Below are 24,394 nucleotides of genomic sequence, written 5' to 3' on the forward strand. Positions count from 1 at the left end.
GCCGCCAAGCAAGGGCTTCGCCCTTGATCGCGGGACAAGCCCGCTCCCACAGGGTGTGGTTGGCGCTGCACCAGTGGGAGCCGGCTTGCCCACAACCATAGAATCTCCCACCTGCCCTGCGCTGTTTTCAAAGACACCGCCGCGCGCGGCGTCCCAATTACCACTTGAGCAACCGCTGCACCCGAGTCGCCTCAGGCCCCAGCCAGCGGGCACCGCGCAGCAGCGGCGTCACGGCAGCGCCCTGCTGCACGTGCAGATCGACCTGGGCCTGGCGCCCCAGCAGGTCTGCCTTCAGTTCAGCGCTGTGCTGCCCAGCCAGCGCCAAGCGCCCAAGCACCCGCCAACCCTGATCACACTCGACTTCCAAACTACCCTGCCCCAGCCCCAGCGACCAAGGCGCAGCCAGGGCCAGGTCCTCAACCGCAAGGCGCCCCTGGGCTTGGTGGCATCGCGAGCCATTACCCTGCAGGCGTACCAGGCCTTGCCATTGCCCCGCCAAACGATAAGCCGACGCAACACTGGCCTGCGGGCCCAGCGCCTCGAGCTCGGCCTGCCATTGCCATGGCCAACCGGCCAGGCGAACGCGCCAGCCTTGCCCCTGGAACGCCAGGCCTGCCTCGATCTCGCGATGCCAGGGCCGCCAATGCCAGCGCACCGGGCCGACCTCGCCCAGCTGCCGGGCCTCACCCCGCCACAGGCTGCCAGACACACCGGCCACCGGCAGGGCCAGGCCTCGCAGGACCCAACCGGCAGGTAACTCGACCAGCACTGTCAGGCAAAACACCCCCACCAGCCATACCCAGCCACGCCGTGTCATGGCCGCAACCACAGTTCGAAGCGCAGGCCCTTGGGCTCCCGCTCCAGGCCCCATTGCAAGGGCTGGGCGCCATCGATCTGCACGGCCTGCAGCCACCCTTGCAGCACCTGCTCGTCAGCGACCAGGCCATGCAGCCGCCAGGCCTCGTCGTCGGCTTGCACATCCTGAAGGTCGATCCCCCGTGCCTGGGCCGACTGACGCAGGCGCTCCAGGCTCAGCGTCGGTCCGTTGCGCAGCTCCGCTGCCGTGACGGCCAAGGCTTGCCACTGGCTCGTCTCGCGCCACAGGGCCAAGCCTTCGCGCACGGCCAGGAAGGCCAGCAACGATGCAATCAGGCTCCAGGCCAGGACCATGCGGTAGCGTTGCACGCCATCCAGGTTCATGTTGCGCCCCCTAGGTCGAATACCACTTGCCATTGCCCCGCCTGCCCATCGCCCTGCACCTCGACGCGCGCACCTGCGGCCGCGGCCATCGCGTCCCAGGGTGGCGCGGCGCCGTCACCGTCCAGCCGCAGGTGCCAGCGCCGGCCATCGAAGCGCACAGCCTGGAGGTGCCAGCGGGGTTGCTCGCGCAGCCAAACCTGCAGGCGGGTTTGCAAGTCCTCGAGCTGGCGCAGGCGCAACTGCCGTTCCGTGTCGGCCCCCTGCAGGCGCTTGAGCGCCTGGGCGGCCTGGCGTGGCGAAGCCTGCTGGCCCACGACGGCTTGCACTTGCGCCTGCCAAAGCTGCGCCTGGCGCCATTGCTGATGCACCCATAGCCCAGCCCACAGCGAACACAACAGCAGGCAGGCGGCCATCAGGCGCAGGTGCAGGCGTGGCAACTGGGGCTTACGCCAGTTTGACGTACGCCGTTGGGTGAACAGCCCGGGCAGCACGTCGAGGTCGGCCAGTTGCGTCGGCCAGTGGCCCTCCATGGCGTGCACCTGCAGGCCAGCCCAAGGCGAGCGCGGGGCCTCGCCCAAGACGTGCGGCCAAGCCAACCAATGCTCCCGGCCATCCTCGGCCAGGCCCCTGAGCAGACTGACGTCCGTCGGCTTGCACCATTGCCAGGCAGTGCCCGTCGGTGGCGCCGGCAACAGTTGGAACTCCGCCCAACAACGCTCGACCTGCAATCCCCAGGCTGCACATTGAGCGTGCCAAGCCTCGAGCTGCTGGCGCGCCACGGCCACCAGACGAACCTGCCCCGCCTGCCGGGCAAGGCTGGCGTAAGCCAGCGCTTCGCTCTCCTGCAGCAACTGGTCTTCCAGCAGCAGCGGCCACTCCTCGCGCTTGAGCCCAACAGGGGCAGGCACCTGGAAATGACTGCACGCCTCCCCCGGCAGCACGAGGGCCACCCGGGCGTGCGCCTCGGCCGGGGGCTCGCCCTGGCCCTGGCGCAGCAGCGCGTCGCCGCCCACCCGCAACCACTCCCAAGGGGCGTCGCCCTGGCCGGGGCGCAGCAGAAGCCAGGGTCGGGCCGGCGCGGCTCGTCGCCACTCAAGCTTCATGAACGCCCCCAGGGCAATACGAAGGTGCAGGCATACGGTGCTCCATCACGCTGCAGATGCAGGCGCACGCCACGGCCAGGGTGCACCGGTTGATCGGACGGCCAGGCCAGCCAACGGCCCTCCTGGTAATAGAGAATGTGCATGGCGTTCACCCGCTGCAGTTGTTCACGCAGCACCCATTGCGGCTCGCCCACGGCGTACAGGTCTGCCGAGCTTTCCAGCAGCAGGCGCTGGCCCTGGGCATCGAAGCGCAGCCGCTGGCGCTGCAGGCGCGACCCGCCCTCGGCCTGCGGCCAGCCGGTTGCAGCCACCCAGAGCAAGGTGTTGCGCTGCGGCTGCCAATCGAGCCCGCGCGTTGCCAGGGGCAGGCGTTGTTCATACACCCGGCGCAGCACTGGGCTGTCGAAGCGCCGCTCCAGGGCCAGGCAGAACTCCAGGACGCGGTCTGCTTCGGAGGTGCCGAGGCGTTCGCGCACCTTGAGCCAGCCATTTACCAGCGCCGCGAGCATGACGCCGAGTACGGCGGTCAAGGCCAGCGCCACCATCAGTTCGATCAGGGTCATGCCCACCTGGCGAGCTTTCACGGGCGCTCCAGGAAAAGACTGTACTGCCCCAGCGGCAGGCGTTGGTCGACGTCGGCGAACAGGCGCAACTCGCCACGACGCAAGTCGCGCACGCCTGTACCACGCAGTTGCAACTGCCAGTGACAGGCCTGCCCGCCCTGGTGCAGCACGCCGCTGTTCTGGTTGGACGGTGGCCAGTAGCGCTCCACGGTAAAACGCGCCTGCAGCTCGCGCGCGCAGAGCAGGCCCAGGCGGTGCTGTTGCACGCCTTCCTGCACCGCCAGGCGCTGACGCAATACCTGGCTGGTGATCACCGCCAGCACCGCGGCGATCGCCAGGGCGACACACACTTCGAGCAAGGTGAACCCGCGCTGGTGCACTTTCATGAGCCCTGGCCCCTGCGCAGCCGGCCATCACGCCCCCACTCCCAACGCTCGCGGCCTTCGGCCCAGCGCCAGGTCAGGCTGCCCGGCCGGGCCCACCCCTCCGGGGTGAACACCAGCTGCGGCGCCTGGCTCGCGGGCCAGTCCGGGCGCAGCGCGGTGGGCCAGTCACCCAGGCGGGTTGGCTCGGCCACCCAGCCTGTCGGCTCCCGCCGAACGAACTCCGGGCGCTGGCCGTTCCAACGCAGGCCGCGTAACTGGCCCGCGTGCCGAGCCAGGGCTGACTGGCTGCGGATTTCGGCGGCCAGACGCGCCAACGCCTGGTCGGTACCGGCCTTGCCGCTGTCGAGCCAGGCCACGCCGAGCCCGATCATCAGCCCGGCGATGGCCAACACCACCAGCAACTCGAGCAGGCTGAAGCCGCGTTGGCCGGTCACCGGTCAGAGTTCCCAGTTGCCCAGGTCGGCATCCAGGCCCTCGCCGCCCGGCACGCCATCGGCGCCCAGGGAATAGACATCGACCCGGCCGTGTTCACCGGGCAGGCGATACTGGTAGGGCGTACCCCAAGGGTCTTCCGGCAGGCGGCGGATATAACCGTCGCTGCGCCAGGCGCGGGGCAACGGCTCCTGGGACGGTTTTTTCACCAGCGCCGCCAGGCCCTGTTCGCTGCTGGGGAAGCGCAGGTTGTCCAGGCGGTACATGTCCAGGGCCTGCTCCAGGGTCGCCAAGTCGGCCATGACCTTCTGCCGCATGGCCTTGTCCTGGTTACCCAGCACGCTGGGGGCGACCACGGCGATGAGCAGGCCGATGATGAAGATGACCACCATGATTTCCATGAGGGTGAAGCCACGCTGGCGGGGGCGTCGATACTGCATGTCGCTGCTCCTTTTCACATTGCAGGTTTTCATAGTTGCAGGCCCTGGTTGAGCTGCATGATCGGCAACAGCACCGCCAGCACGATGAACAGCACCACGCCGCCCATCACCAGGATCATCAGGGGTTCGAAGAGCGCCATGGCCGTGTCCACCTGGCGGGCGAAGCCGCGCTCCTGGTCATCGGCCACGCGCTCGAGCATGTCGGCCAGGGTGCCGCTGGCCTCGCCGCTGCCGACCATGTTCACCAACAGGGGCGGGAACTGGCCGCTGGCATCCAGGGCCCGATGCAGGCTGGTGCCGCCTTCGACCTGGGTGCGCACCTGTTCCATGGCCTGGCGGATGCGCCGGTTGCCGACCGTCTCGGTGGCCACCTGCAAGGCTTCGAGCAAGGCCACGCCGCTGCCGCAGAGGATCGCCAGGCTGCGCGCCAGACGTGCGCTTTCCAGTACCTGCAGCAGCGCGCCGATACGCGGCAAGCGCAGCAGCAAGTCGTCGCGACGCAAACGCCAGTGGGCTTTGCGCAGCAGCCAACTGCACAGCAACGTCGACAGGATCGCCAAGCCCAACAACCACGGGCCTGCCGTGACCAGGCCCTGGCTGAGGCCGATCAGCAGCGAGGTGACCAGAGGCAGGCCCTGCCCGGAATGGGCGAACTGCTCGGTGAGCTTGGGGACCACGAACGTCATCAGGCCAATCACCACCGCCAGCGACACGCCCATCAGTACGCTGGGATAGATCAGCGCCGTGCGGGCCTTGTGCTGCTGACGCTGTACTTGCTCCAGGTGATCGGCCAGGCGCGCCAGCACCTGGGCCAGGCGCCCGGAGCGCTCACCGGCTTCGACCAGGGCGCAGTACAGGCCGGTAAAGGGAGCACCCTGGCGAGCCAGGCTGCGCGCCAGCCCCAGGCCCTCGGCCAACGAGCCGCGCACAGCGACCAGCACCGCGTGCAACGCAGGCTGGCGCAGTTGCCGCTCCAGAGTCGCCAGGGCATCGACCAGGGGAATACCGGCACCGGTCAAGGTGGCCAGCTGACGGGTCAGCTCGCACAGTTGCGGGCGGCTCAAGCGTTGGCGGCGGGGCTGGGCCCCACCTGGGTCCTGGCGTTGCAACTGGCGGGCGAACAGGCCCTGCTCGCGCAACAGTTGCCGGGCGTGGCGCTCGGTGTCGGCCTGCACGCTGGCCTTGTGGGTCCGCCCGGCCATGTCGACCGCCTGGTATCGGTAAGTCGGCATGCTCAGCCCTGCACCACGCGCAACACCTCGGCCAGGCTGGTCTGGCCGCGGGCCAGGCAGTCGCTGGCCATGCCCACCAGGCTCTGCCGCCGGTCGGCGAGGTAGCCCTGCATGGTCACCTCGCTGGCGCCGTCATACAGCAGCGCCACCAAGCCCGCGTCCAGCTCGATGTACTCATACAGGCCCAGACGTCCCACATAGCCAGTGCCCTGGCAGTGCTCGCAACCGACCGGGTGATAGGTCTCGGCCAGGTTCGCAAGCTCCGGCCACAAGCGCCGCTCGGCCGGCTGCAGCGGGTGCGCCACGGCACACGCGCACAGCCGCCGCACCAGGCGCTGGGCCAGCACCCCGCGCAGGCTGGAGGCGATGAGGAACGGCTCGACGCCCATGTCGCGCAGGCGCGTCACCGCGCCCACGGCGCTGTTGGTATGCAGGGTCGAGAGCACCAGGTGCCCGGTGAGGCTGGCCTGCACGGCAATCTGTGCGGTTTCCCGGTCGCGAATCTCGCCGAGCATGATCACGTCCGGGTCCTGGCGCAGGATGGCGCGCAGGCCGCTGGCGAAGGTCAACCCCGCACGTGGGTTGATGGCCGTCTGGCCGATGCCGGCGATGGCGTATTCCACTGGGTCTTCGACGGTGAGGATGTTGCGGCTGCCGTCGTTGAGGCTGTTGAGGCAGGCGTAGAGCGTGGTGGTCTTGCCCGAGCCGGTAGGGCCGGTGGAGAGCACGATGCCATTGGGGCGGGCCAGGCAACTGCGCAAACCGTGCAGCACGGCCTCGGTCATGCCCAGGTTGTCCAGTGCCAGCAGGCTGGCCTGCTTGTCCAGCACACGCATCACCACCCGCTCGCCATGGATGCCCGGCAACGTCGAGACCCGTACGTCCACCTCGCGCCCGGCGGCGCGCAGGGTGATGCGCCCATCCTGGGGCTGGCGCTTCTCGGCGATGTCCAAACGTGCCATGACCTTGATCCGCGATACCAGCATGGCCGACAGCGCCCGTGGCGGACGCAGCACCTCGCGCAGGTGGCCATCGATGCGCAGGCGCACCACCAGGGTCTGCTCGAAAGTCTCGATATGGATATCCGAGGCGCGCTGGCGCAAGGCCTGGCCGAACAGGCCGTTGATCAGACGAATCACCGGCGCTTCGTCATCGCTTTCGAGCAAATCCTCGATGCGTGGCATCTCGCTCATCAGCCCGGCCAGGTCGACCTGTTCACCGATCCCTTCGATCAACGCCTCGGTGGCCGATTCGCCCGCTTGGTACAACAGGCCAAGGCGCTCGTCGAAGGCAGCCCGGTCCAGGCATTGGCAGGTCTCCGGCCGGCCATGCACGCGCAGCAGCTCCTGCAGTTGGTCGCTGTCGGCATCCTCGCGCAGCCACAGCTGCCAGCCCTCGGCGCTGGGCGCCATGGCCAGGCCGGCCTGGCGGGCCAGGCGATACGGCAGCATCACCAGTCCCCACCTTCCAGGCGGGCACGGCTGGAGGGGAATGCCTTCAGCAACTGCGAGCCCTCGGCCAGCTCCGGCAGTTGCAGCGGCGTGCCCTGCTGCAGGCTGCGGTATTTTTCCTGGCTCAGGCCCGCCAGGCTCTGGCCATCGCGCAGAATGCGTGGACGGATGAACACCATCAGGTTCTGCTTGGTGTTCTTGCTGGTGTCCGAGCGGAACAGCCGGCCCAGCCCCGGGATGTCGCCCAGCAACGGGACACGCTGGTCGCTGGTGCTCAGCTCGTCGCTGATCAGGCCACCGAGGATCACCAGGCCGTTGTCCTCCACCATCACCTTGGTCTTGATCTCGCGCTTGTTGGTGATGACGTCACTGGCGGCACTGGAATCGGCGATCGACGAGACCTCCTGGACAATGTCCAGGCGCACGCTGTTGCCGATGTTCACCTGCGGCTTGATGCGCAGCTTGACCCCCACTTCCTTGCGCTCGATGGTCTGGTAGGGGTTGGCGTTGTTCTGGGTCACGGAGCCTGTGACGAAGGGCACCTCCTGGCCGACCAGGATCGACGCCTCGGCGTTGTCCAGGGTCAGCAGGGTGGGCGTCGACAACAGGTTGAAGCCGCTCTTGCCCTTAAGCGCATTGATCAGCATGGCGAAGTTGAAGCCGCCGCCGATATGGCCGATGCCGACGGTGGCACCGGTGGTGGCCGAGAGTAGCTTGCCGAGTTTCTCGTTGTCGCCACTGGCGGCCGCCCCGGCGACATTGGCAATGTTCACCCCGTTGCTGCCGAAGTTGACGATACCGGCACCGAACTTCTCGTCAGCGAACAGCCATTGCACGCCCAACTCCTGGGCCTGGCTGTCGCTGACCTCGGCGATGATCGCCTCGACCACCACCTGGGCGCGGCGGATGTCCAACTGCTCGACGATATTACGGTAGGCGGCCAACTCGCTGTCCGGTCCGACCATCACCACGGCGTTGGTGCCTTCTTCATATTCCAGGCGAATACCCGAGTCGCTGGCCATCGCCACTGGCGTCTCCTTGCCCTGCCCTTCGCCTTCGGCGGGTACTGCGCCGCTCTGGCTGAGGCCGCGCAAAACCTTGACCACCTCGCTGGCGTTGGCGTGGCGCAGGTAGATCACCTGGGTGTTGCTGCTGTGCAGGCTGTCGCTGGGCCGGTCGAGCTGGGCCAGCAGGGCGCGCACGCGCTCACGGCTGTCGGCACTGCCGCGTACCAACAATGCATTGCTGCGCGGGTCGGCCACCACCTGGGCGCCGTCGGCACCCTGCTCGCGAGCCAGCAGGCGGGTTACCAGCTGGGCGGTATCAGCGGCGCTGGCATGGCGCAGGGGCATCATCTGCAGGGGCTCTTCGCTGACTTGGTCAAGCTGGCGCAGCAGGCTGTCGATGCGCTCGAGGTTGCTGCGCCAGTCGGTCACCACCAGCAGGTTGGCGGCCGGGTACGGGGTGATGACGCCGACCCGAGGGTCGATCAGCGGCTTGAGGATACCGAGCATCTGTTCGCTGGCGGCATTGCGCACATTGAACACCCGGGTGGCCACACCATCACTGCCTTCGCTCTGCCTGCCCGCGGCCTCCACCGGCACCGGTTCCAGGCGCGCGGCCTGGTCGGGGACAATCTTCACGCTGCCATTGGGCAGGTCGACGGCAGCAAAGCCCTGGGCACGCAACTGGGCCAGGAAGATGTCGTAGATGGCCTCGGCATCATGGCGATCGACGGTACGCACGGTGACCTTGCCCTTGACCCGCGGGTCGACGATGAAGCTGGTGCCGGTGATGCGCGACACGCTGTCGATGAACTCGCCAAGGTCGGTGTCGACGAAGTTCACTTCGTACAACGGCGTGCCGTTCTCATCGATCTCCTCGGGCTCCTCGGCCCAGGCCAGCGCAAGGCCCAGGCTCAGCATCACGGCCACACAGTATCTTGCAAACATCGCTCATCCTTGCCGCTTGAAGCCGGTCACGGCGGGCCGTGGCGGCCAGGGCAGGCGTTCGCGCCGCCCCTGGTTGTCGAAAATCAGGCCATCGGCATCGATGTCCTGCAGCACGATGCCCGGCGCCAGCCGCTGGCCACGACCGAGCGTGCGTACCTGTTCGCCGAAACGCAGCACCACCACCGTGGCCGACAGCGGCTGCGCCTTGAGGCCACCCAGGTAGCGCAGGGGCAAGCGGGTCAAGGGAATGGCGCCGTCATCGAGCGCGGGCTGCCAGTGGCCGACCATCAAGCCGGGCAACAGCGCGTCGCGGCGGTCGGGTGCATGGGCCGGTTGCAAGGGTTGGCTGAGCTGCAGCACGCACTGGGCAGCGAGCCAGCCGGCCAGGGTGAGCAGCGCTGCGCCGAACAGGCGGCCGCGCGAGGTCACGACGCCACCTGTCGGGGATGCCAGCCAGGGTGGCCCTGCACATAGCGCACGTCCGGCCGTTGCAGCCTGTCCAGCTGCCAGTCGGGGCGCTGGCGCAGCAGCCAGGCCTCGATTTTCTGCCACAACGGCTCGCCGGCCTTGGCATCGAACTGCAGGCCAAAGGTGCGGCACAGCCCTTCGACGGGCTCGAGGCCAGCGACCCGCTTGCCCTGGGGGCTGTAGCTCAGGCGCCAGGCCTGGCCCTGCCACCGGGGCAGGTCCTGGCTGTTGTCCAGCAGCAGTGGGTCGCCGAACAATTGTTCGGCGGCGTTCTCCAGTACCTGCTCGACCTGTCGCGCCGGGGCCTCGACCACCGGCGCTGGGTAGCCGCCAGACAATGCGATCAGCTGCTCACGGGTGATGAACTCACCGGCGCCCAGCGGTGCGTCGTAGCGCAGCCCTGGCAGCAGCACCGGGACACTGCTGCCGTCGGCCAATGCCTGGTGCAGCAAGCGGTCCCAGCTGCCGCCGAGGGTGTCGCGGCGCCAAAGGGCTTCCGGGGCCCTGGCCAAGGGCTGGTCGAGCCAGGCGGCATGCCCGGCGCGCTGCAAGTGCAACTGCGTACGCAACTGGTGGGCACGGCCCTGGGCAACCGGGCCAAGCTGGTGCTCGAACGCGGGGAAGAATTGCGCCGAGAACCGCCACTGGCCGCCCACATACTGGCAACGCAAGCGGAATGCGCCACTGGTGCGGCAGCCGGCGAACAGCACCGGCACGCGCCGCCCGCTGGCTTGGGTGACATCTACCGGCGCGGGCCAAAAGTCCTGGCCCCGGGCGCAGAGCAGCACATCGAGTTCAGGCACCCGCTCGGCCAGCCACAGGCCAGGGCCGGTGCCGACATCCGCCAAGGCCACCACCAGGTCGGCTTCACGGCGTGCCTGCTGGAAGATTGGCAACAGTGATTGGTACCACTGTTTAAGGGAGGCTTTCTGGTCCTGGGCATAGGGGTCGGTCACCCCGACCACGGCAATGCGCGCCCCGCCCCGTTGGAACACTCGCATGCCGTCGAGGCCGAGTGCCTTGGCCTGGCTGTCTGCAAGGCCGGCCCCGAGGGTGGTGGCCAGTGCCTGACGATACAGGCCGGCGCAACGCTGCGGCCAGAGCACCCGCTCATCGCTGCTGACCCGCACTTCGCTGCCCAGCAACTGGCTGCCCTGCACACCGCTGTCGCCCTGGGTCAGGTAGGCCAGGCCGCTGCCATTCCAGCACTGGCCGTTCTCCAGGGTCAGGCTGTTGTTGACCCCCGCCTCGCCACGCAGGTCTTCCAACAAGGCCGCCAGTACTGCATAGCCACCCAGGCGGGCATTGCCGGCCTGGGTGGCATCGAGCAAGGGGGCAAGCGCGGGGTCGAACGCCAGGGCACTGGCTCCGGTCATCCAGGGCGCACGCCCCAGGTGGCTGACCGGCCCCAACCGGGTCGCCGGCACCACGGGCTGGCCGGGCTGACGTGTATCGAGGGTATCGGCGAGGTAAAGCAGGTCCACCGCTGGGGTGTCACTGCCCCGCCCCGGGAATGTGGAACAGGCGCCAAGCAAGGGTGCCAGCGCGCCGACGCCCATCCAGCTGATGACTTCCCGTCTGCCTACACTGCTTGCCATCGACCCCGCCATCCTCGCCCGCCTCCCTTGTTGGGTCCCGGATATTGCGGCGCCTGGATGACAGTTTGATGGCAGATATCCGACAACGATTCCAAAAAAATCTTTGTAACGCGTCGTTAAGAACGGCTTGTTTTAAAAAGTCGTTAACATTTCTGCCAACCAATCATCATCTTTGCGCTCTACAGTCGCGGTTTCCTTCAACTCAGCCAACCTAAGGACACCCTGATGAGTCGAGATACCGGCGACAACCTGGACCGCAACCCAAGCGGCAACCTGCCAATGGCCAGCGTCATGGACGCCTACCTGAGCCGTCGCAGCGTGATGCGCGGCAGCCTTGGCGCAGCGATCGCCATGATCGCCGGTACCGGTCTGACAGGCTGCTTCGACGGCGGCGGCTCCGACCACGACGATGCCACCCCGCCCGAGCCGGAAAAGCCGAAACTCAAGTTGGGCTTCCAGTCCATCCCAGGCTCGCGCACCGACGCCTGCGTGGTCGCCGCAGGCTACAGCGCCTATGTCCTGGCACCCTGGGGCACGCCGCTGAACCGCAACGCCAACCCGTGGAAGGCCGACGGCAGCAACACCTCGACCGACCAGGCCAATGCCATGGGCATGCACCATGACGGCATGCATTTCTTCCCCATCGACGGCCGCTCCGACGATGGCTTGCTGGCGATCAACTTCGAGTACATCGACGCCGCGGCCCTGCACCCCAGCGGCCCGACCACCGACCTGGACGGCAAACGCCCGGTCGAGGAAGTACGCAAGGAAATCAACGCTCACGGCGCCGGCGTGGTGCGCCTGAGCAAGGTCAACGGCCGCTGGCAGGTGGTGGACAACGACCCGCTCAACCGCCGCTTCACCACCGCCTCGCTGATGGACATCGCAGGCCCGTTGCGTGGCACCGACCACGTCAAGACCAAGTTCTCGCCCACCGGTACCCAGTGCCGCGGCACCAACAACAACTGCGGCAACGGCTACACCCCGTGGGGCACCTACCTGACCTGCGAAGAGAACTGGCCAGGCATCTTCGTGAACAAGGCCACCCGGCCAGAGGACCAGGTGCGTATCGGCGTCGCTACCGCCAACGGCCAGTACAAGTGGGAAAGCGCGGCCGGTGACAGCACCGAGGTGAACGGCGAATTCGCCCGCTTCGACATCACCCCGAGCGGCGCCAGCGCCACTGACGACTACCGTAACGAAGCCAGCACGTATGGCTATATCGTCGAGATCGACCCATACAACAGCGCGACCCTCGCGACCAAGCGCACCGCCCTGGGGCGCTTCCGTCACGAAGGCTGCTGCCCGGGCCTGCCGGTGGCCGGCAAGCCCCTGGTCTGGTACATGGGCGACGACTCGAACAACGAGTACCTGTACAAGTTCGTCTCCGACGCCGTATGGAGCGAAGCCGATGCCAACCCGTCCGACCGCCTGGCGACCGGTGCCAAGTACATGGACAAGGGCAAGCTCTACGTGGCGCGCTTCAATGCCGACGGCACCGGCAAGTGGCTGCTGCTCGACGTGGCCACCCCAACCACCGGCGGCAGCACCCTGGGTGCGCTGTACGGCGACCTGCCCGGCATCATCCTCAACACCCGCGGTGCCGGTGACGCCGTCGGCGCCACGCCGATGGACCGCCCGGAGTGGACTGCGGTCAACCCGCTCAACGGCGATGTCTACCTGACCCTGACCAACAACAGCGCACGCACACCGGACAAGGTGGATGCCGCCAACCCACGCGGGCCGAACCGTCATGGCCACATCATCCGCTGGCACGACAGCGACGATCACCTGAGCTTCACCTGGGACATCTTCGTGTTCGGCGCCAATGCCGACGGCACTGCGGACATCAACCGCTCCGGCCTCACCGAATTGAACCAGTTCGCCAGCCCCGACGGTATGAGCTTCGATAGCCGGGGCGTGCTGTGGTTCGAGACCGACAACGGCGAAAAGAGCGTGACCAGCTATACCAACGACCAGTTGCTGGCGGTCATCCCGACCGACCTGGTGGACGCCAACGGCAAGCAGGTACCGGTCAATGCCAAGAACCAAGTGGACCTGCGCCGCTTCTTCGTCGGCCCGAACGGGTGCGAGGTGACCGGTATCGCTTTCACGCCGGACAACAAGACATTGTTCGTCAACATACAGCACCCGGACAACTGGCCATCCACCGACAAGGCGACCGATGTGACCCCGGCAGGCACCACGGTGCGGCCGCGGGCTTCGACGGTGGTGATCCAGCGTAACGATGATGGGGAGATCGGGACGCTCTGACTCAACGGGGCCGTGTTGCGGCCCAATCGCCGGCAAGCCGGCTCCCACCTGTTTGCGCTGTTTTCAGAGACACCACCGTATACCAGGCAGGCACCATGGTGCAGCCACGGGCTTCGACGGTGGTGATCCAGCGTGACGATGATGGGGAGATCGGGACGCTCTAATCCAATGGGGCCGCGTTGCGGCCCAATCGCCGGCAAGCCGGCTCCCACCTGTTCTGCGCTGTTTTCAGAGACACCACCGTACACCAGGCAGGCACCATGGTGCAGCCACGGGCTTCGACGGTGGTGATCCAGCGTGACGATGATGGGGAGATCGGGACGCTCTGACTCAACGGGGCCGTGTTGTGGCCCAATCGCCGGCAAGCCGGCTCCCACCTGTTCTGCGCTGTTTTCAGAGACACCACCGTACACCAGGCAGGCACCACGGTGCGGCCACGGGCTTCGACGGTGGTGATCCAGCGTGACGATGGCGGCGAGATCGGGACGCTCTAATCCAATGGGGCCGCGTTGCGGCCCAATCGCCGGCAAGCCGGCTCCCACCTGTTCTGCGCTGTTTTCAGAGACACCGCCGTACCTGTGGGAGCCGGCTTGCCGGCGATTGCCTTTCACCAGAGAACCGGTGACCTACTGCTCACCCGCACCTGTTGTGCAGGTACCCTCGCATGCCATTGCACCACCCCCTGTGCCTGCACCTGGAACTCGCTGCGCAAGGTGCGCCCGTCTTGCTCGAACGACAGCTGCAACAGGAAATACCCACTGTTTAGCAGCAACCCCTCGCTCAGCCGTTCGAAGGCCTCGTCGTCCACCGCCCCCAAGACCTGGCGCAGCGCTGCGGCATCCACATAGCCGGACGCCGGCCTGCCACTGACGATACGAGCAAGCAGCGAACGCGCAAAACGGCCTTCATAGATGGCATCGAGCAACGGCAAATGCTCCAGCCCCAGTGCATTGGCGTTCAAGCGCCAGCCACGGGTCTCGGGCAAGGCGCAGAGCATCGGGTAGCGCGCCTGGCGGCCGGCGTCCGGCTCGAGCAACAGGTTCAGCTCGCTCATGTCCAGCATCGGCTGGTTGGCTGCCAGCCGTGGTGGCCGTTGACGTAGGTACTGGGCGCTTTCGGCCCCCTGCAGGCGAGCATCGCTGTCGGCATCGAGCCAGTCGGCCAAAGCCTGCACCAGCCGCTCGGCCGCCATGTCATCGCCCAGCAGGTAGCGCAGCTGGCGCTCGGCGCGTTCGCCATCCTCGCCGAGCAGGGCGTTGACGTTGAAGCAGGTGTGCTGGTCGCGCACCCGCAAGCGTGCCGTGCCGGCACCGAAGTCGTAGTCCAGCGGCTGCCCGCGCAAGGCCTGCCAGAACAACGGGCTGGCCCGCCATGCCGGGTCGCGCAGGGCCTGGCTGGCATAGGCCAGGCCGGCCTGCTCCATCGCCCGCACTTGCACCCGCTGTTGCAACAGCCGCACGTCTTCCACTTGGTGACGGCCGTCTTCCACCAGCCAGGCCAGGCCACCGGCGAGCATCGCCAGCGCCACCAATACCATCAGCAATGCTGCCCCGCGCTGTTGCCTACCGCCCATCCTGCCCATCCCTGCGCCTGCCAAAAGCGCCAGTCAACACGGTGCGTGTTTCACGCAGATGGCAGCGCCAACGTTCATGTGCTCGTCATCTAAGGCAGGCAGGATTGTCGTTCCTTTTCATGACCTTACAGGAGTGGTCGCAATGGGTGGCATCGGAATCTGGCAGTTGGTGATCGTGCTGTTGATCGTATTCCTGCTGTTCGGCACCAAGCGGCTCAAGGGCCTGGGCAGCGATGTGGGCGACGCGATCCAGGGCTTTCGCAAGTCCATGGGCACCAGCCCGGAAGCAGACCCGGCCAACGCCCAGGTACAGCAACAGGCCCCGCTGACCGGCCAGGCCGCCCAGCAGCCTCAAGCGGACCGTCAGGCCTGATGTTCGAGGTAGGCTTCACCGAACTGCTGCTGGTGGGCATCGTCGCCCTGCTGGTTCTCGGCCCAGAGCGCCTGCCCGTGGCGGCGCGTACCGTCGGGCGCGGGCTCGGCCAGGCGCGACGGGCCATGCAGGCACTACGGGCGCAGATGGAACGGGAAATCGACCTGCCGGCACTGGACAGCCAGCCCCTGCAACGTCTGGAACAGCAGATCCGCCAGGGCGTGAGCCTCGAGGCCCAGCCTGCGGCCACCACCCCAGCCAAGGAGCACGGCGCATGAGCATTGCCATGGAACACGAGGCGCGCATGCCTTTGACCGAGCACCTGCGCGAGGTGCGCAAGCGCCTGGTGCGCAGCCTGCTGGTGGTGGCCGTGGTGTTCGCCGCACTGTTTCCCTTCGCCCAGACGCTCTACACCTTGATCTCCGAACCCTTGCGCCGCTTCCTGCCGCAAGGCGCCAGCATGATCGCCACCAGCGTCACCTCGCCGTTCCTGACACCGTTCAAGCTGACGGCCATGTGCGCGCTGTTCGTCGCCATGCCGGTACTGCTGCACCAGGCCTGGGGGTTCATCGCGCCGGGCCTGTACCGCCGGGAGCGGCGCATCGCCCTACCCTTGCTGGCGTCGAGCATTCTGCTGTTCTATGCCGGCATGGCATTCGCATTCTTCCTGGTGTTTCCGATGATGTTCGGGTTCTTTGCCAGCGTTACCCCGGAAGGGGTGGCGATGATGACCGACATCAGCCAGTACCTGGATTTCATCATGGCGCTGTTCCTGGCGTTCGGCCTGGCGTTCGAGATCCCGGTGGCGACCTTCATCGTGGTCTGGGCAGGGCTTGCCGATGTGGCCACTCTGCGCCGCAGCCGGCCCTACGTGATCGTCGGGTGCTTCGTGGTGGGGATGATCCTGACGCCGCCGGACGTGTTTTCACAGACCATGCTGGCGGTGCCGATGTGGCTGCTGTTCGAGGTGGGGTTGCTGGCCTGTGCGGGGTTGCGGCGGCCTGAGGATGGGCACGATCCAGCAGTGCAAGACCTGCGTCTATAGACGCGGGCTGGCTGCGCAGCAGTCGTAGAATCGGCCACAGGACACAGACAGGGCTCGGTGAGCGGCTGCTGCGCTGCCGATCGCGGGACAAGCCCGCTCCTACAGGGACCGGTGTGGTCTAGAACTCGGCGAGGCGCCAGACCTCGTAGGCCGGCGTCTCGTACGGGTGGCTCTGCTTGAGTGCGGCGACGACCTGAGCGATCAGATCGTCGGCCACCACCAGCTCCACCTTCCACTCTTGCACCTGCTCGACCTGGCCGGCCTGCCCGAGGAACGGCTGGCTGCCGTCCAACGGGCGGAACTGGCCCTGGCCGAGTGTTTGCCAGGCGCAGTGGTCGTAGTCGCCGATGCGGCCGCCACCGGCGGCGAACACGGCGGCCTTGACCACGTCCACGTGGCTCGGCGGCACGAAGAAGGCGAGCTTGTACACCCCTTAGTTCACCCAGACCCGCGCATTGCGGAACATGCGCATCCAGGCGCCGTCTTCCTGCCACTCATCCGGGCACCAGGAGTTCTGCACGGCACGGAACACACGCTCAGGGTGCGGCATCATGATGGTCACGCGGCCGTCGCGGCTGGTCAGGCCGGTGATACCACGCGGCGAGCCGTTCGGGTTGGCCGGGTAGGCCTCGGTGACCTTGCCATGGTTGTCGACGAAGCGCAGGGCCACGCAACCGGACAGGTCGGCTTCCAGCAGTGCCTCTTCGCTGGCGAATTCGGCATGGCCTTCACCGTGGGCGATGGCGATCGGCATGTGCGAACCGGCCATGCCCTGCAGGAAGATCGAGTTGGACTTCTGCACCTCGACCATGGCCACGCGCGCCTCGAACTGCTCCGAGCGGTTGCGCACGAAGTGCGGCCAGTACTCGGTGCCAGGGATCAGCTCGTGCAGGTTGGACATCATCTGGCAACCGTTGCACACGCCCAGGGCGAAGCTGTCGTTGCGCTCGAAGAATGCCTGGAAGGTGTCGCGGGCGCGAGTGTTGAACAGTGCCGACTTGGCCCAGCCCTCACCGGCACCCAGCACGTCACCGTAGGAGAAGCCACCGCAGGCCACCAGGCCTTTGAACGCTTCGAAGTCGACACGGCCGGCGAGGATATCGCTCATGTGCACGTCAATGGCAGCAAAGCCTGCGCGGTCGAAGGCAGCCGCCATCTCGACCTGGCCGTTGACGCCCTGCTCGCGCAGGATCGCCACTTGCGGGCGCACGCCCTTCTTGATGTACGGCGCGGCGATGTCGTCGTTGACGTCGAAGCCCAGCTTGACCGACAGGCCTGGGTTCTCTTCCTCCAGCAGGACGTCGAACTCCTGGTCGGCGCAGTCGGCGTTGTCACGCAGGCGCTGGATCTGGTAGCTGGTCTCGGCCCACTGGCGCTGCAGCAGACGGCGCTGATCGTCGAACAGCACTTCGCCGTTCAGGCTGATGGACACTTCGCCGTTGTTGACCGGCTTGCCAATCACCGCGACGCATTCCTCGCCGAGGCCGGCGGCGCTGAATTGCGCCAGCACGTCCGGAGTAGCGTCCTGGCGCACCTGGATGACAGCACCCAGCTCTTCGTTGAACAGGATGGCCGGCACGTCGGCACGGCTGTCGGTCAGCGGGTCAAGGTGCAGGTCGAGGCCACAGTGGCCGGCGAAGGCCATTTCCAGCACGGTGGTCAGCAGGCCGCCGTCGGAACGGTCGTGGTAGGCCAGGAGGTGGCCATCGGCGTTCAGGCCCTGGATCACGGCGAAGAAGGCCTTGAGGTCTTCGGCGTCGTCGACGTCCGGCGCCTGGGCACCGATCTTGCCGTAGGTCTGGGCCAGGATCGAGGCGCCCATGCGGTTCTGGCCACGGCCCAGGTCGACCAGGATCAGGTCGGTCTCGCCCTTGTCCATGCGCAGCTGCGGGGTCAGAGTGCCGCGAATGTCGACCACCGGGGCGAAGCCGCTGACGATCAGCGACATCGGTGCGGTGACGCTCTTCTGCACACCCTCCTCGCTCCACTGGGTCTTCATCGACATGGAGTCCTTGCCCACCGGAATGGTCAGGCCCAGTTCCGGGCACAGCTCCATGCCGACGGCCTTGACGGTGTCGTACAGGCGAGCGTCTTCACCCGGGTGGCCGGCAGCGGACATCCAGTTGGCCGACAGCTTGATGTCGGAGAGCTTCTCGATGCGGGCGCCGGCCAGGTTGGTGAGTACCTCGCCGATGGCCATGCGCCCGGAGGCCGGGGCGTCGAGCAAGGCCAGCGGGGTGCGCTCACCCATGGCCATGGCTTCGCCGGTGTAGACGTCGAAGCTGGTGGCGGTGACGGCGCAGTCGGCCACCGGTACCTGCCACGGGCCGACCATCTGGTCGCGGGCGACCAGGCCAGTGATTGTGCGGTCGCCGATGGTGATCAGGAAGCTCTTGCTGGCCACGGCCGGGTGACGCAGGACGCGTTCGACGGCCTGGTCCAGGTCCAGCGCGCTCGGGTCGAAGTCATCGCCCAGCTCGGCTTCGCGGGTGACCGAGCGGTGCATGCGCGGCGGCTTGCCCAGCAGCACGTCCAGCGGCATGTCGACCGGGGTGTTGTCGAAGTGGCTGTCGGTGACGGTGAGGTGTTTTTCCTCGGTGGCTTCGCCGACCACGGCGAACGGGCAACGCTCGCGCTCGCAGATGGCCTTGAAGCGCTCGAAGTCCTCGGCGCTGACCGCCAGCACGTAGCGCTCCTGCGACTCGTTGCTCCAGATCTCGTGCGGGGCCATGCCCGGCTCGTCGTTGGGCACGTTGCGCAGCTCGAAGCGGCCACCGCGGCCACCGTCGTTGACCAGTTCGGGGAAGGCGTTGGAGATACCACCGGCACCCACGTCATGGATGAAGGCGATCGGGTTCTTGTCGCCCAGCTGCCAGCAACGGTCGATGACCTCCTGGCAACGGCGCTCCATTTCCGGGTTCTCGCGCTGCACCGAGGCGAAGTCCAGGTCGGCGGAGCTGGCACCAGTGGCCACCGACGAGGCGGCGCCGCCGCCCAGGCCGATCAGCATGGCCGGGCCGCCGAGCACGATCAGCTTGGCGCCGACGGTGATCTCGCCCTTCTGCACATGGTCTTCACGGATGTTGCCCATGCCGCCGGCGAGCATGATCGGCTTGTGGTAGCCGCGCACTTCTTCGCCACGCGGGGTGTTGATCGCCTGTTCGAAGGTACGGAAGTAGCCGGTCAGGGCCGGGCGGCCGAATTCGTTGTTGAACGCAGCGCCACCCAGGGGGCCTTCGACCATGATGTCGAGGGCGTCGACGATGCGGCCCGGCTTGCCGTAGGCCTGCTCCCAAGGCTGTTCGAAGCCCGGGATGCGCAGGTTGGAGACGGTGAAGCCGGTGAGGCCGGCCTTGGGCTTGGCGCCACGGCCGGTGGCGCCTTCGTCGCGGATCTCGCCGCCGGAGCCGGTGGAGGCGCCGGAGAACGGGGCGATGGCGGTCGGGTGGTTGTGGGTCTCGACCTTCATCAGGATGTGCACCGGCTCCTGCACCGCGCCGTACTGGCGGGTCTCAGGGTTCGGGAAGAAGCGGCCGGCGACGTTGCCGACGATGACCGAGGCGTTGTCCTTGTAGGCCGACAGCACGCCTTCGCTGTGCATCTGGTAGGTGTTCTTGATCATCCCGAACAGGCTTTTTTCCTGAGCCTGGCCGTCGATATCCCAACTGGCGTTGAAGATCTTGTGGCGGCAGTGCTCGGAGTTGGCCTGGGCGAACATCATCAGTTCGATGTCGTTCGGGTTGCGGGCAAGGCCCTGGAAGGCGTTGACCAGGTAGTCGATCTCATCTTCGGCCAGGGCCAGGCCCAGGTCGATGTTGGCCTGGGCCAGCGCGGCGCGGCCACCGCCGAGGATGTCCACGGAGGTCATCGGCTTGGGCTGGGCATGGCTGAACAGGTCGGCGGCATCTTCGAGGCGGCCCAGGACGCGCTGGGTCATGCGGTCGTGCAGCTCGGCGGCGATGGCGGCCGCATCGGCATCGGACAACTCGCCAGCGACGTAGTAGGCGATGCCGCGCTCCAGGCGCTGGATGCTCTGCAGGCCGCAGTTATGGGCGATATCGCTGGCCTTGCTGGCCCAGGGCGAAATGGTGCCCAGGCGCGGCACGACCAGGAACAGGCGGCCGCTCGGCTCCTGGACCGGGACGCTCGGGCCGTACTTGAGCAGACGGCCCAGCACCTGCTGCTGGTCGGCGGTCAGCTCGCCATCGACATCGGCGAAGTGGGCGAATTCGGCATACAAACCAGTAACAGCGGGGACTTTCTGGCTCAGTTGCTCGAGTAACTTACCGTGGCGGAAGGCAGAAAGGGCAGGAGCGCCGCGCAGGATCAACATCGTCGGGACAGCCTCAGGAAGGGGTGTGCTTAGAGGCCGTGCATTCTAGCCTAATTCGTACGCTTTCGGCACCCGCTCTAAGCCACGGCTGCCGGGCGGCGGAACCGGACTTTCGGGTCAAAAATTCGAGAGGTTGGCGAGGGTATGCCTTGGGGCTGTGGCGCCTGTGAGATCGCGCCGCGCGGGCGGCGCTCGATCTCACAGGCGCCCTACAGCCCCAAGGCATACCCCTGCCGGCCCTACCGCCATTCAACGCCCTGCCACATGCAGCACAGAACGCGCTACCAGACAAGCTAACCGTTGTCGAGATATGGCGGGACCAGTCCTTTGCGTATACTGCAACCTATGTTCGCCCACACTGCTTTGCGCCAGCGCTGCGCCAGATGGCTCTTCGCAACCGGACTCTTCCTGATGCTCGGTGCCTGTGTTGAAAAACCCAGCACCCTAGAACGCGTCAAGGAGGATGGCGTGTTGCGCGTAATTACCCGCAACAGCCCGGCCACCTACTTCCAGGACCGCAACGGCGAAACTGGCTTCGAGTACGAACTTGTCAAGCGTTTCGCCGACGATCTCGGCGTAAAGCTGGAAATCGAAACGGCCGACAGCCTCGACGAACTGTTCGACCAACTGGGCAAGCCCTCAGGCCCGGTGCTGGCCGCCGCAGGCCTAGTCAGCAGCGAGAAGCGCACCGCCCAGGCGAAGTTCTCCCATCCTTACCTCGAAGTCACCCCGCAGGTCATCTACCGTAACGGCCGTTCCCGCCCCACCAACGTCAAGGGGCTCATCGGCAAAAAAATCATGGTGCTCAAGGGCAGCAGCCATGCCGATCAGCTGGCCGAGCTGAAAAAGCAAAATCCTACGCTCGAATACGAAGAATCTGACGCGGTTGAGGTCGTCGACCTCCTGCGCATGGTCGATGAAGGGCAAATCGACCTGACCCTGGTGGACTCCAACGAACTGGCCATGAACCAGGTCTACTTCCCCAACGTGCGCGTGGCATTCGACCTGGGCGACTCCCGTGACCAGCGCTGGGCACTGGCGCCCGGCGAGGACAACAGCCTGCTCAACGAGGTCAACGAGTTCCTCGACAAGGCGCAGAAGAACGGCACCCTGCAACGCCTGAAGGAGCGCTACTACGGGCATGTCGACGTGCTCGGCTACGTTGGCGCCTATACCTTCGCCCAGCACCTGCAGCAACGCCTGCCCAAATATGAAAAGCACTTCCGCGCCTCCAGCAAGGTCGAGCAGGTGGACTGGCGCCTGCTGGCGGCGATCGGCTACCAGGAATCGATGTGGCAGCCGGAAGTCACCTCCAAGACCGGCGTGCGCGGCCTGATGATGCTGACCCAGCGCACCGCCCAGGCCATGGGCGTGTCCAACCGACTGGACCCTAAGCAGAGCATCCAGGGCGGCGCCAAGTACTTCGTGCTGGTCAAGAGCCAGCTCGACGACAGCATCAAGGAGCCGGACCGTACCTGGTTCGCCCTGGCCGCCTACAACGTCGGCAGTGGCCACCTGGAGGACGCCCGCATGCTGGCCAAGCGCGAAGGGCTGAACCCGAACAAGTGGCTGGACGTGAAGAAAATGCTGCCGCGCCTGTCGCAGAAACAGTGGTACCGCAAGACCCGCTACGGCTATGCCCGCGGCGGCGAGCCGGTGCATTTCGTGGCCAACATCCGCCGCTACTACGACATCCTCACCTGGGTGACCCAGCCGCAGCTCGAAGGCCAGGTAGCCGAGGGCAACCTGCATGTGCCGGGGGTCAACAAGGACAAACCGGCAGAACAGTCGCCACCGATGTGAACCTTTGCGGCCCTATCGCCGGCAAGCCGGCTCCCACAGAGGGTCAGCACTGGCCGTTTGTGCTTTGCGCGACAGCGCAGCCCAAACGGCCGGGTGATCTTTTACAGGGATCCCATGGCAACAAGCGTACACGGAACCTGTGGGAGCGGGCTTGCCCCGCGATTGGGCCGGGCCCGCTATCACCGCCGCCAAGCAAGGGTTTCGCCCTTGATCGCGGGACAAGCCCGCTCCCACAGGGTGTGGTTGGCGAAGTACCGGTGGGAGCCGGCTTGCCGGCGATGAGCCCAGAACAGGCTACCCCTTGGCCCGCCGAGCCTTGAAGAAATCGCTGAGAATCTGCCCGCATTCTTCAGCCAACACCCCGCCCTCGAATATCACCCGATGGTTCAGGAAGCTCTGGGTAAAGAACTGCCCCTGGCTCTGCACGATGCCGGCCTTGGGTTCCAAGGCACCATAGACCACCCGGCCTATACGCGAATGCACGATCAACCCCGCGCACATGCTGCACGGCTCCAGGGTCACGTAGAGGGTGCTGCCCGGCAGCCGGTAGTTGCTGGCAGCCTTGGCTGCAGCGCGGATAGCCACCATTTCGGCATGAGCGCTGGGGTCGCTGTCGGTGATCGGGCGATTGAAGCCCTGGCCGATCACCTGGCCATGCTGCACCAGCACTGCCCCCACCGGTACTTCGCCCATGGCCGCGCCCTGGGCAGCCAGCTCCAGGGCCAGGCGCATGAATTCCTGGTCGCGGCTGCGGTCGATGATCTGCGGGCGCATCAAACCACCGCGATCGCGGCCATCAGGCCGGTTTCCATGTGGTCGATCACGTGGCAGTGGAACATCCAGGTGCCGGGGTTATCCGCCACCAGCGCGACCTGGGCCCGTTCGTTCTTGCCCAGCAGGTAGGTGTCGGTGAACCACGGTTCGACGATCTTGCGTCGATTGGAGGCGATCACCTTGAAGCTCATGCCATGCAGGTGGATGGGGTGTTGATACTGGGTCATGTTCTTCAGTTCGAGAATGTAGCTCTTGCCCTTGGTCAGCGTGGCGATCGGACGGTCCGCACAGGTCTTGTCGGTGATGTCCCAGGCTTGGCCGTTGATCTGCCAGAGGCTTGGCGGCCGACCGCTCTCGGTCCCCACCGAAACCTTGCCGGCCCACTCGAAATTGAAGTTGAGTTTCTCGGCGTTCTCCAGGTCCGGCTCGGCGATGGGGTTGGGCGGCAGTGCCTCGGGCCAATCGCCGGGTGCCTCGCTACTGGCTACCGAACGCAGGGTGCCCAGGCGCACGAAGCCGTCGCGCAGGGAGATTTCCTCGCCTGCCTGTGGAATGCGGATAGCCAGGCAGATGCGCATGCCCGGGCCGAGCCAATAGTCTTCGTCCAGGGGCCGCGGGGTGACCGGGTTACCATCTAGCGCGTAGATCCTGGCTTCGCAGTTGCCCTTGAGGTTGATGCGGTAGGTCCAGGTGTTGTCCAGGTTCAGCAGGCGCACCCGCACCACCTGGCCAGCAGGCAATTCGGTGACCGAGCCGGCCTGGCCATTGATGGTGATCAAACGGCCGGCCGTGCCGTTGCGCGCAGCTTCCCGGGGAATGCTGAATGGCAACCAGGCGCCCTGCTCGTCCACATGCCAGTTCTTCAGGCTCAGGGTGCGCTCATGCGCGAACCCGGTAGGCTCACGTTCCTCGACGATCAGCGGGCCGACCAGACCGCGCCCCAGTTCCTCGGAACTGCTGACATGCGGGTGATACCAGTAGCTGCCGGCATCCGGCACACGGAATTTGTAGTCGAAGAACTCTCCCGGCTTGACCGGCAATTGCGACACGTAGGGCACGCCGTCCATTTCCAGGGGCAGGCGGATGCCATGCCAATGGATAGTGGTTTCCACCGGCAGGTGGTTGATGAACCGTACCCGCAGCCAGGTTCCCTGGCGCACCCGCAGCTCGGTCCCCGGCGCGGACGGGCCGAAGGCCCAGGCCTCGGTCTTGAACCCTGGTACCAGCTCGACATCCAGCGGCGCGGCGATCAGCTCATAATCGTGTCCCGCATTCTCGTCCTCGACCTTGCCCAGCCAGTAGCGCGCGGCGCCTCCTGCGCCCAGGCCAACCACCACCAGGCCGGTCAGGCCCTTGAGCATTTGTCGACGGGTAAAGGACATCGGTGCGGGTAC

22 protein-coding genes are annotated in these 24,394 nt (G+C 66.5%); 5 read left to right on the forward strand and 17 right to left on the reverse strand.

All coding sequences use genetic code 11. From position 1 onward, the window contains the following. Positions 1-157: 157 nt before the first annotated feature. The 12 genes from ACNFG0_RS19860 to ACNFG0_RS19915 are packed head-to-tail and all read right to left on the reverse strand — an operon-like array spanning position 158 to position 10,825. The gene (locus tag ACNFG0_RS19860; protein WP_416766089.1) at positions 158-817 is read right to left on the reverse strand and encodes a hypothetical protein; all 660 of its coding nucleotides are present in this window, start codon (positions 815-817) and stop codon (positions 158-160) included. Continuing rightward, a complete protein-coding gene (gene gspM / locus ACNFG0_RS19865; RefSeq protein ID WP_196166336.1) occupies positions 814-1,200 on the reverse strand; it encodes a type II secretion system protein GspM in 387 nt (128 codons plus the stop codon). Before gspM ends, ACNFG0_RS19860 begins: the two co-directional genes overlap by 4 nt. Continuing rightward, the gene (gene gspL / locus ACNFG0_RS19870) at positions 1,197-2,303 is read right to left on the reverse strand and encodes a type II secretion system protein GspL (protein WP_416766090.1); all 1,107 of its coding nucleotides are present in this window, start codon (positions 2,301-2,303) and stop codon (positions 1,197-1,199) included. The genes gspM and gspL overlap by 4 nt, the downstream gene beginning before the upstream one ends. Continuing rightward, a complete protein-coding gene (locus tag ACNFG0_RS19875) occupies positions 2,300-2,887 on the reverse strand; it encodes a type II secretion system protein (protein ID WP_416766092.1) in 588 nt (195 codons plus the stop codon). The genes gspL and ACNFG0_RS19875 overlap by 4 nt, the downstream gene beginning before the upstream one ends. Next, positions 2,884-3,252 carry a type II secretion system protein GspI gene (locus ACNFG0_RS19880; protein WP_196144540.1) on the reverse strand — a complete coding sequence of 123 codons (369 nt, stop codon included), beginning with the start codon at positions 3,250-3,252 and terminating at the stop codon, positions 2,884-2,886. The genes ACNFG0_RS19875 and ACNFG0_RS19880 overlap by 4 nt, the downstream gene beginning before the upstream one ends. Beyond that, positions 3,249-3,686 (reverse strand): type II secretion system minor pseudopilin GspH, encoded by a 438-nt coding sequence (gspH, locus tag ACNFG0_RS19885; RefSeq protein WP_416766094.1) that lies wholly within the window; start codon positions 3,684-3,686, stop codon positions 3,249-3,251. Before gspH ends, ACNFG0_RS19880 begins: the two co-directional genes overlap by 4 nt. A gap of 3 nt (positions 3,687-3,689) precedes the next feature. After that, entirely contained in the window at positions 3,690-4,124 is a 435-nt protein-coding gene (gspG, locus tag ACNFG0_RS19890; protein ID WP_196144538.1) for a type II secretion system major pseudopilin GspG, read from the reverse strand. A gap of 29 nt (positions 4,125-4,153) precedes the next feature. Then, a complete protein-coding gene (gspF, locus tag ACNFG0_RS19895; RefSeq protein ID WP_416766095.1) occupies positions 4,154-5,356 on the reverse strand; it encodes a type II secretion system inner membrane protein GspF in 1,203 nt (400 codons plus the stop codon). A gap of 2 nt (positions 5,357-5,358) precedes the next feature. Next, positions 5,359-6,807 carry a GspE/PulE family protein gene (locus ACNFG0_RS19900; RefSeq protein WP_416766114.1) on the reverse strand — a complete coding sequence of 483 codons (1,449 nt, stop codon included), beginning with the start codon at positions 6,805-6,807 and terminating at the stop codon, positions 5,359-5,361. Further along, on the reverse strand, positions 6,807-8,759 hold the full coding sequence (gene gspD, locus ACNFG0_RS19905) for a type II secretion system secretin GspD (RefSeq protein WP_416766096.1): 1,953 nt from the start codon (positions 8,757-8,759) through the stop codon (positions 6,807-6,809). Before gspD ends, ACNFG0_RS19900 begins: the two co-directional genes overlap by 1 nt. A 3-nt stretch (positions 8,760-8,762) precedes the next feature. Then, a complete protein-coding gene (locus ACNFG0_RS19910; RefSeq protein ID WP_196144534.1) occupies positions 8,763-9,188 on the reverse strand; it encodes a pilus assembly protein PilZ in 426 nt (141 codons plus the stop codon). Beyond that, positions 9,185-10,825, reverse strand: a complete 1,641-nt coding sequence (locus tag ACNFG0_RS19915) for a lipoprotein UxpA (protein ID WP_416766097.1) — start codon at positions 10,823-10,825, stop codon at positions 9,185-9,187. Before ACNFG0_RS19915 ends, ACNFG0_RS19910 begins: the two co-directional genes overlap by 4 nt. Positions 10,826-11,050: 225 nt before the next feature. On the opposite strand from ACNFG0_RS19915, the gene ACNFG0_RS19920 reads away from it, so the two are divergent. After that, complete coding sequence (locus tag ACNFG0_RS19920; protein ID WP_416766098.1) at positions 11,051-13,099, forward strand: PhoX family protein; 2,049 nt, start codon at positions 11,051-11,053, stop codon at positions 13,097-13,099. A 607-nt stretch (positions 13,100-13,706) separates the two neighbouring features. Here the strand turns inward: ACNFG0_RS19920 and gspK are convergent. Beyond that, entirely contained in the window at positions 13,707-14,672 is a 966-nt protein-coding gene (gene gspK, locus ACNFG0_RS19925) for a type II secretion system minor pseudopilin GspK (protein ID WP_416766099.1), read from the reverse strand. 142 nt (positions 14,673-14,814) lie between these two features. Here gspK and tatA point away from each other — a divergent pair, with 142 nt between their 5' ends. Genes tatA through tatC form a run of 3 tightly spaced genes read left to right on the forward strand, consistent with a single transcriptional unit; the run spans position 14,815 to position 16,090 of the window. Next, positions 14,815-15,045 carry a twin-arginine translocase TatA/TatE family subunit gene (gene tatA / locus ACNFG0_RS19930; protein ID WP_416766101.1) on the forward strand — a complete coding sequence of 77 codons (231 nt, stop codon included), beginning with the start codon at positions 14,815-14,817 and terminating at the stop codon, positions 15,043-15,045. Beyond that, a complete protein-coding gene (gene tatB, locus ACNFG0_RS19935) occupies positions 15,045-15,323 on the forward strand; it encodes a Sec-independent protein translocase protein TatB (protein ID WP_416766103.1) in 279 nt (92 codons plus the stop codon). The genes tatA and tatB overlap by 1 nt, the downstream gene beginning before the upstream one ends. Then, positions 15,320-16,090 (forward strand): twin-arginine translocase subunit TatC, encoded by a 771-nt coding sequence (gene tatC / locus ACNFG0_RS19940; protein WP_416766104.1) that lies wholly within the window; start codon positions 15,320-15,322, stop codon positions 16,088-16,090. The genes tatB and tatC overlap by 4 nt, the downstream gene beginning before the upstream one ends. Before the next feature lie 118 nt (positions 16,091-16,208). Here tatC and cutA read toward each other — a convergent pair whose 3' ends face one another. Then, positions 16,209-16,520, reverse strand: a complete 312-nt coding sequence (cutA, locus tag ACNFG0_RS19945) for a divalent cation tolerance protein CutA (protein WP_196144527.1) — start codon at positions 16,518-16,520, stop codon at positions 16,209-16,211. A 3-nt stretch (positions 16,521-16,523) separates the two neighbouring features. After that, the gene (purL, locus tag ACNFG0_RS19950; protein WP_416766105.1) at positions 16,524-20,423 is read right to left on the reverse strand and encodes a phosphoribosylformylglycinamidine synthase; all 3,900 of its coding nucleotides are present in this window, start codon (positions 20,421-20,423) and stop codon (positions 16,524-16,526) included. A 345-nt stretch (positions 20,424-20,768) separates the two neighbouring features. On the opposite strand from purL, the gene mltF reads away from it, so the two are divergent. After that, entirely contained in the window at positions 20,769-22,226 is a 1,458-nt protein-coding gene (gene mltF, locus ACNFG0_RS19955; protein ID WP_196144602.1) for a membrane-bound lytic murein transglycosylase MltF, read from the forward strand. Positions 22,227-22,520: 294 nt separating this feature from the next. Here mltF and tadA read toward each other — a convergent pair whose 3' ends face one another. Beyond that, positions 22,521-23,000, reverse strand: coding sequence for a tRNA adenosine(34) deaminase TadA (gene tadA / locus ACNFG0_RS19960; RefSeq protein ID WP_416766106.1), 480 nt, complete (start codon positions 22,998-23,000; stop codon positions 22,521-22,523). After that, the gene (locus tag ACNFG0_RS19965) at positions 23,000-24,382 is read right to left on the reverse strand and encodes a multicopper oxidase family protein (RefSeq protein WP_416766108.1); all 1,383 of its coding nucleotides are present in this window, start codon (positions 24,380-24,382) and stop codon (positions 23,000-23,002) included. The genes tadA and ACNFG0_RS19965 overlap by 1 nt, the downstream gene beginning before the upstream one ends. Positions 24,383-24,394 lie beyond the last annotated feature (12 nt).

This window comes from Pseudomonas sp. NY15372 (genome assembly GCF_048068215.1).
Taxonomy (GTDB): Bacteria; Pseudomonadota; Gammaproteobacteria; order Pseudomonadales; family Pseudomonadaceae; genus Aquipseudomonas; species Aquipseudomonas guariconensis_A.

Coding starts and splice junctions, on each gene's coding strand:
- ACNFG0_RS19860 (WP_416766089.1), bottom strand. CDS start 817: ATGACACGGCGTGGCTGGGTATGGCTGGTGGGGGTGTTTTGCCTGACA.
- gspM (WP_196166336.1), bottom strand. CDS start 1,200: ATGAACCTGGATGGCGTGCAACGCTACCGCATGGTCCTGGCCTGGAGC.
- gspL (WP_416766090.1), bottom strand. CDS start 2,303: ATGAAGCTTGAGTGGCGACGAGCCGCGCCGGCCCGACCCTGGCTTCTG.
- ACNFG0_RS19880 (WP_196144540.1), bottom strand. CDS start 3,252: ATGAAAGTGCACCAGCGCGGGTTCACCTTGCTCGAAGTGTGTGTCGCC.
- gspG (WP_196144538.1), bottom strand. CDS start 4,124: ATGCAGTATCGACGCCCCCGCCAGCGTGGCTTCACCCTCATGGAAATC.
- gspF (WP_416766095.1), bottom strand. CDS start 5,356: ATGCCGACTTACCGATACCAGGCGGTCGACATGGCCGGGCGGACCCAC.
- ACNFG0_RS19900 (WP_416766114.1), bottom strand. CDS start 6,807: ATGCTGCCGTATCGCCTGGCCCGCCAGGCCGGCCTGGCCATGGCGCCC.
- gspD (WP_416766096.1), bottom strand. CDS start 8,759: ATGTTTGCAAGATACTGTGTGGCCGTGATGCTGAGCCTGGGCCTTGCG.
- ACNFG0_RS19915 (WP_416766097.1), bottom strand. CDS start 10,825: ATGGCAAGCAGTGTAGGCAGACGGGAAGTCATCAGCTGGATGGGCGTC.
- ACNFG0_RS19920 (WP_416766098.1), top strand. CDS start 11,051: ATGAGTCGAGATACCGGCGACAACCTGGACCGCAACCCAAGCGGCAAC.
- gspK (WP_416766099.1), bottom strand. CDS start 14,672: ATGGGCGGTAGGCAACAGCGCGGGGCAGCATTGCTGATGGTATTGGTG.
- tatA (WP_416766101.1), top strand. CDS start 14,815: ATGGGTGGCATCGGAATCTGGCAGTTGGTGATCGTGCTGTTGATCGTA.
- tatB (WP_416766103.1), top strand. CDS start 15,045: ATGTTCGAGGTAGGCTTCACCGAACTGCTGCTGGTGGGCATCGTCGCC.
- tatC (WP_416766104.1), top strand. CDS start 15,320: ATGAGCATTGCCATGGAACACGAGGCGCGCATGCCTTTGACCGAGCAC.
- purL (WP_416766105.1), bottom strand. CDS start 20,423: ATGTTGATCCTGCGCGGCGCTCCTGCCCTTTCTGCCTTCCGCCACGGT.
- mltF (WP_196144602.1), top strand. CDS start 20,769: ATGTTCGCCCACACTGCTTTGCGCCAGCGCTGCGCCAGATGGCTCTTC.
- tadA (WP_416766106.1), bottom strand. CDS start 23,000: ATGCGCCCGCAGATCATCGACCGCAGCCGCGACCAGGAATTCATGCGC.
- ACNFG0_RS19965 (WP_416766108.1), bottom strand. CDS start 24,382: ATGTCCTTTACCCGTCGACAAATGCTCAAGGGCCTGACCGGCCTGGTG.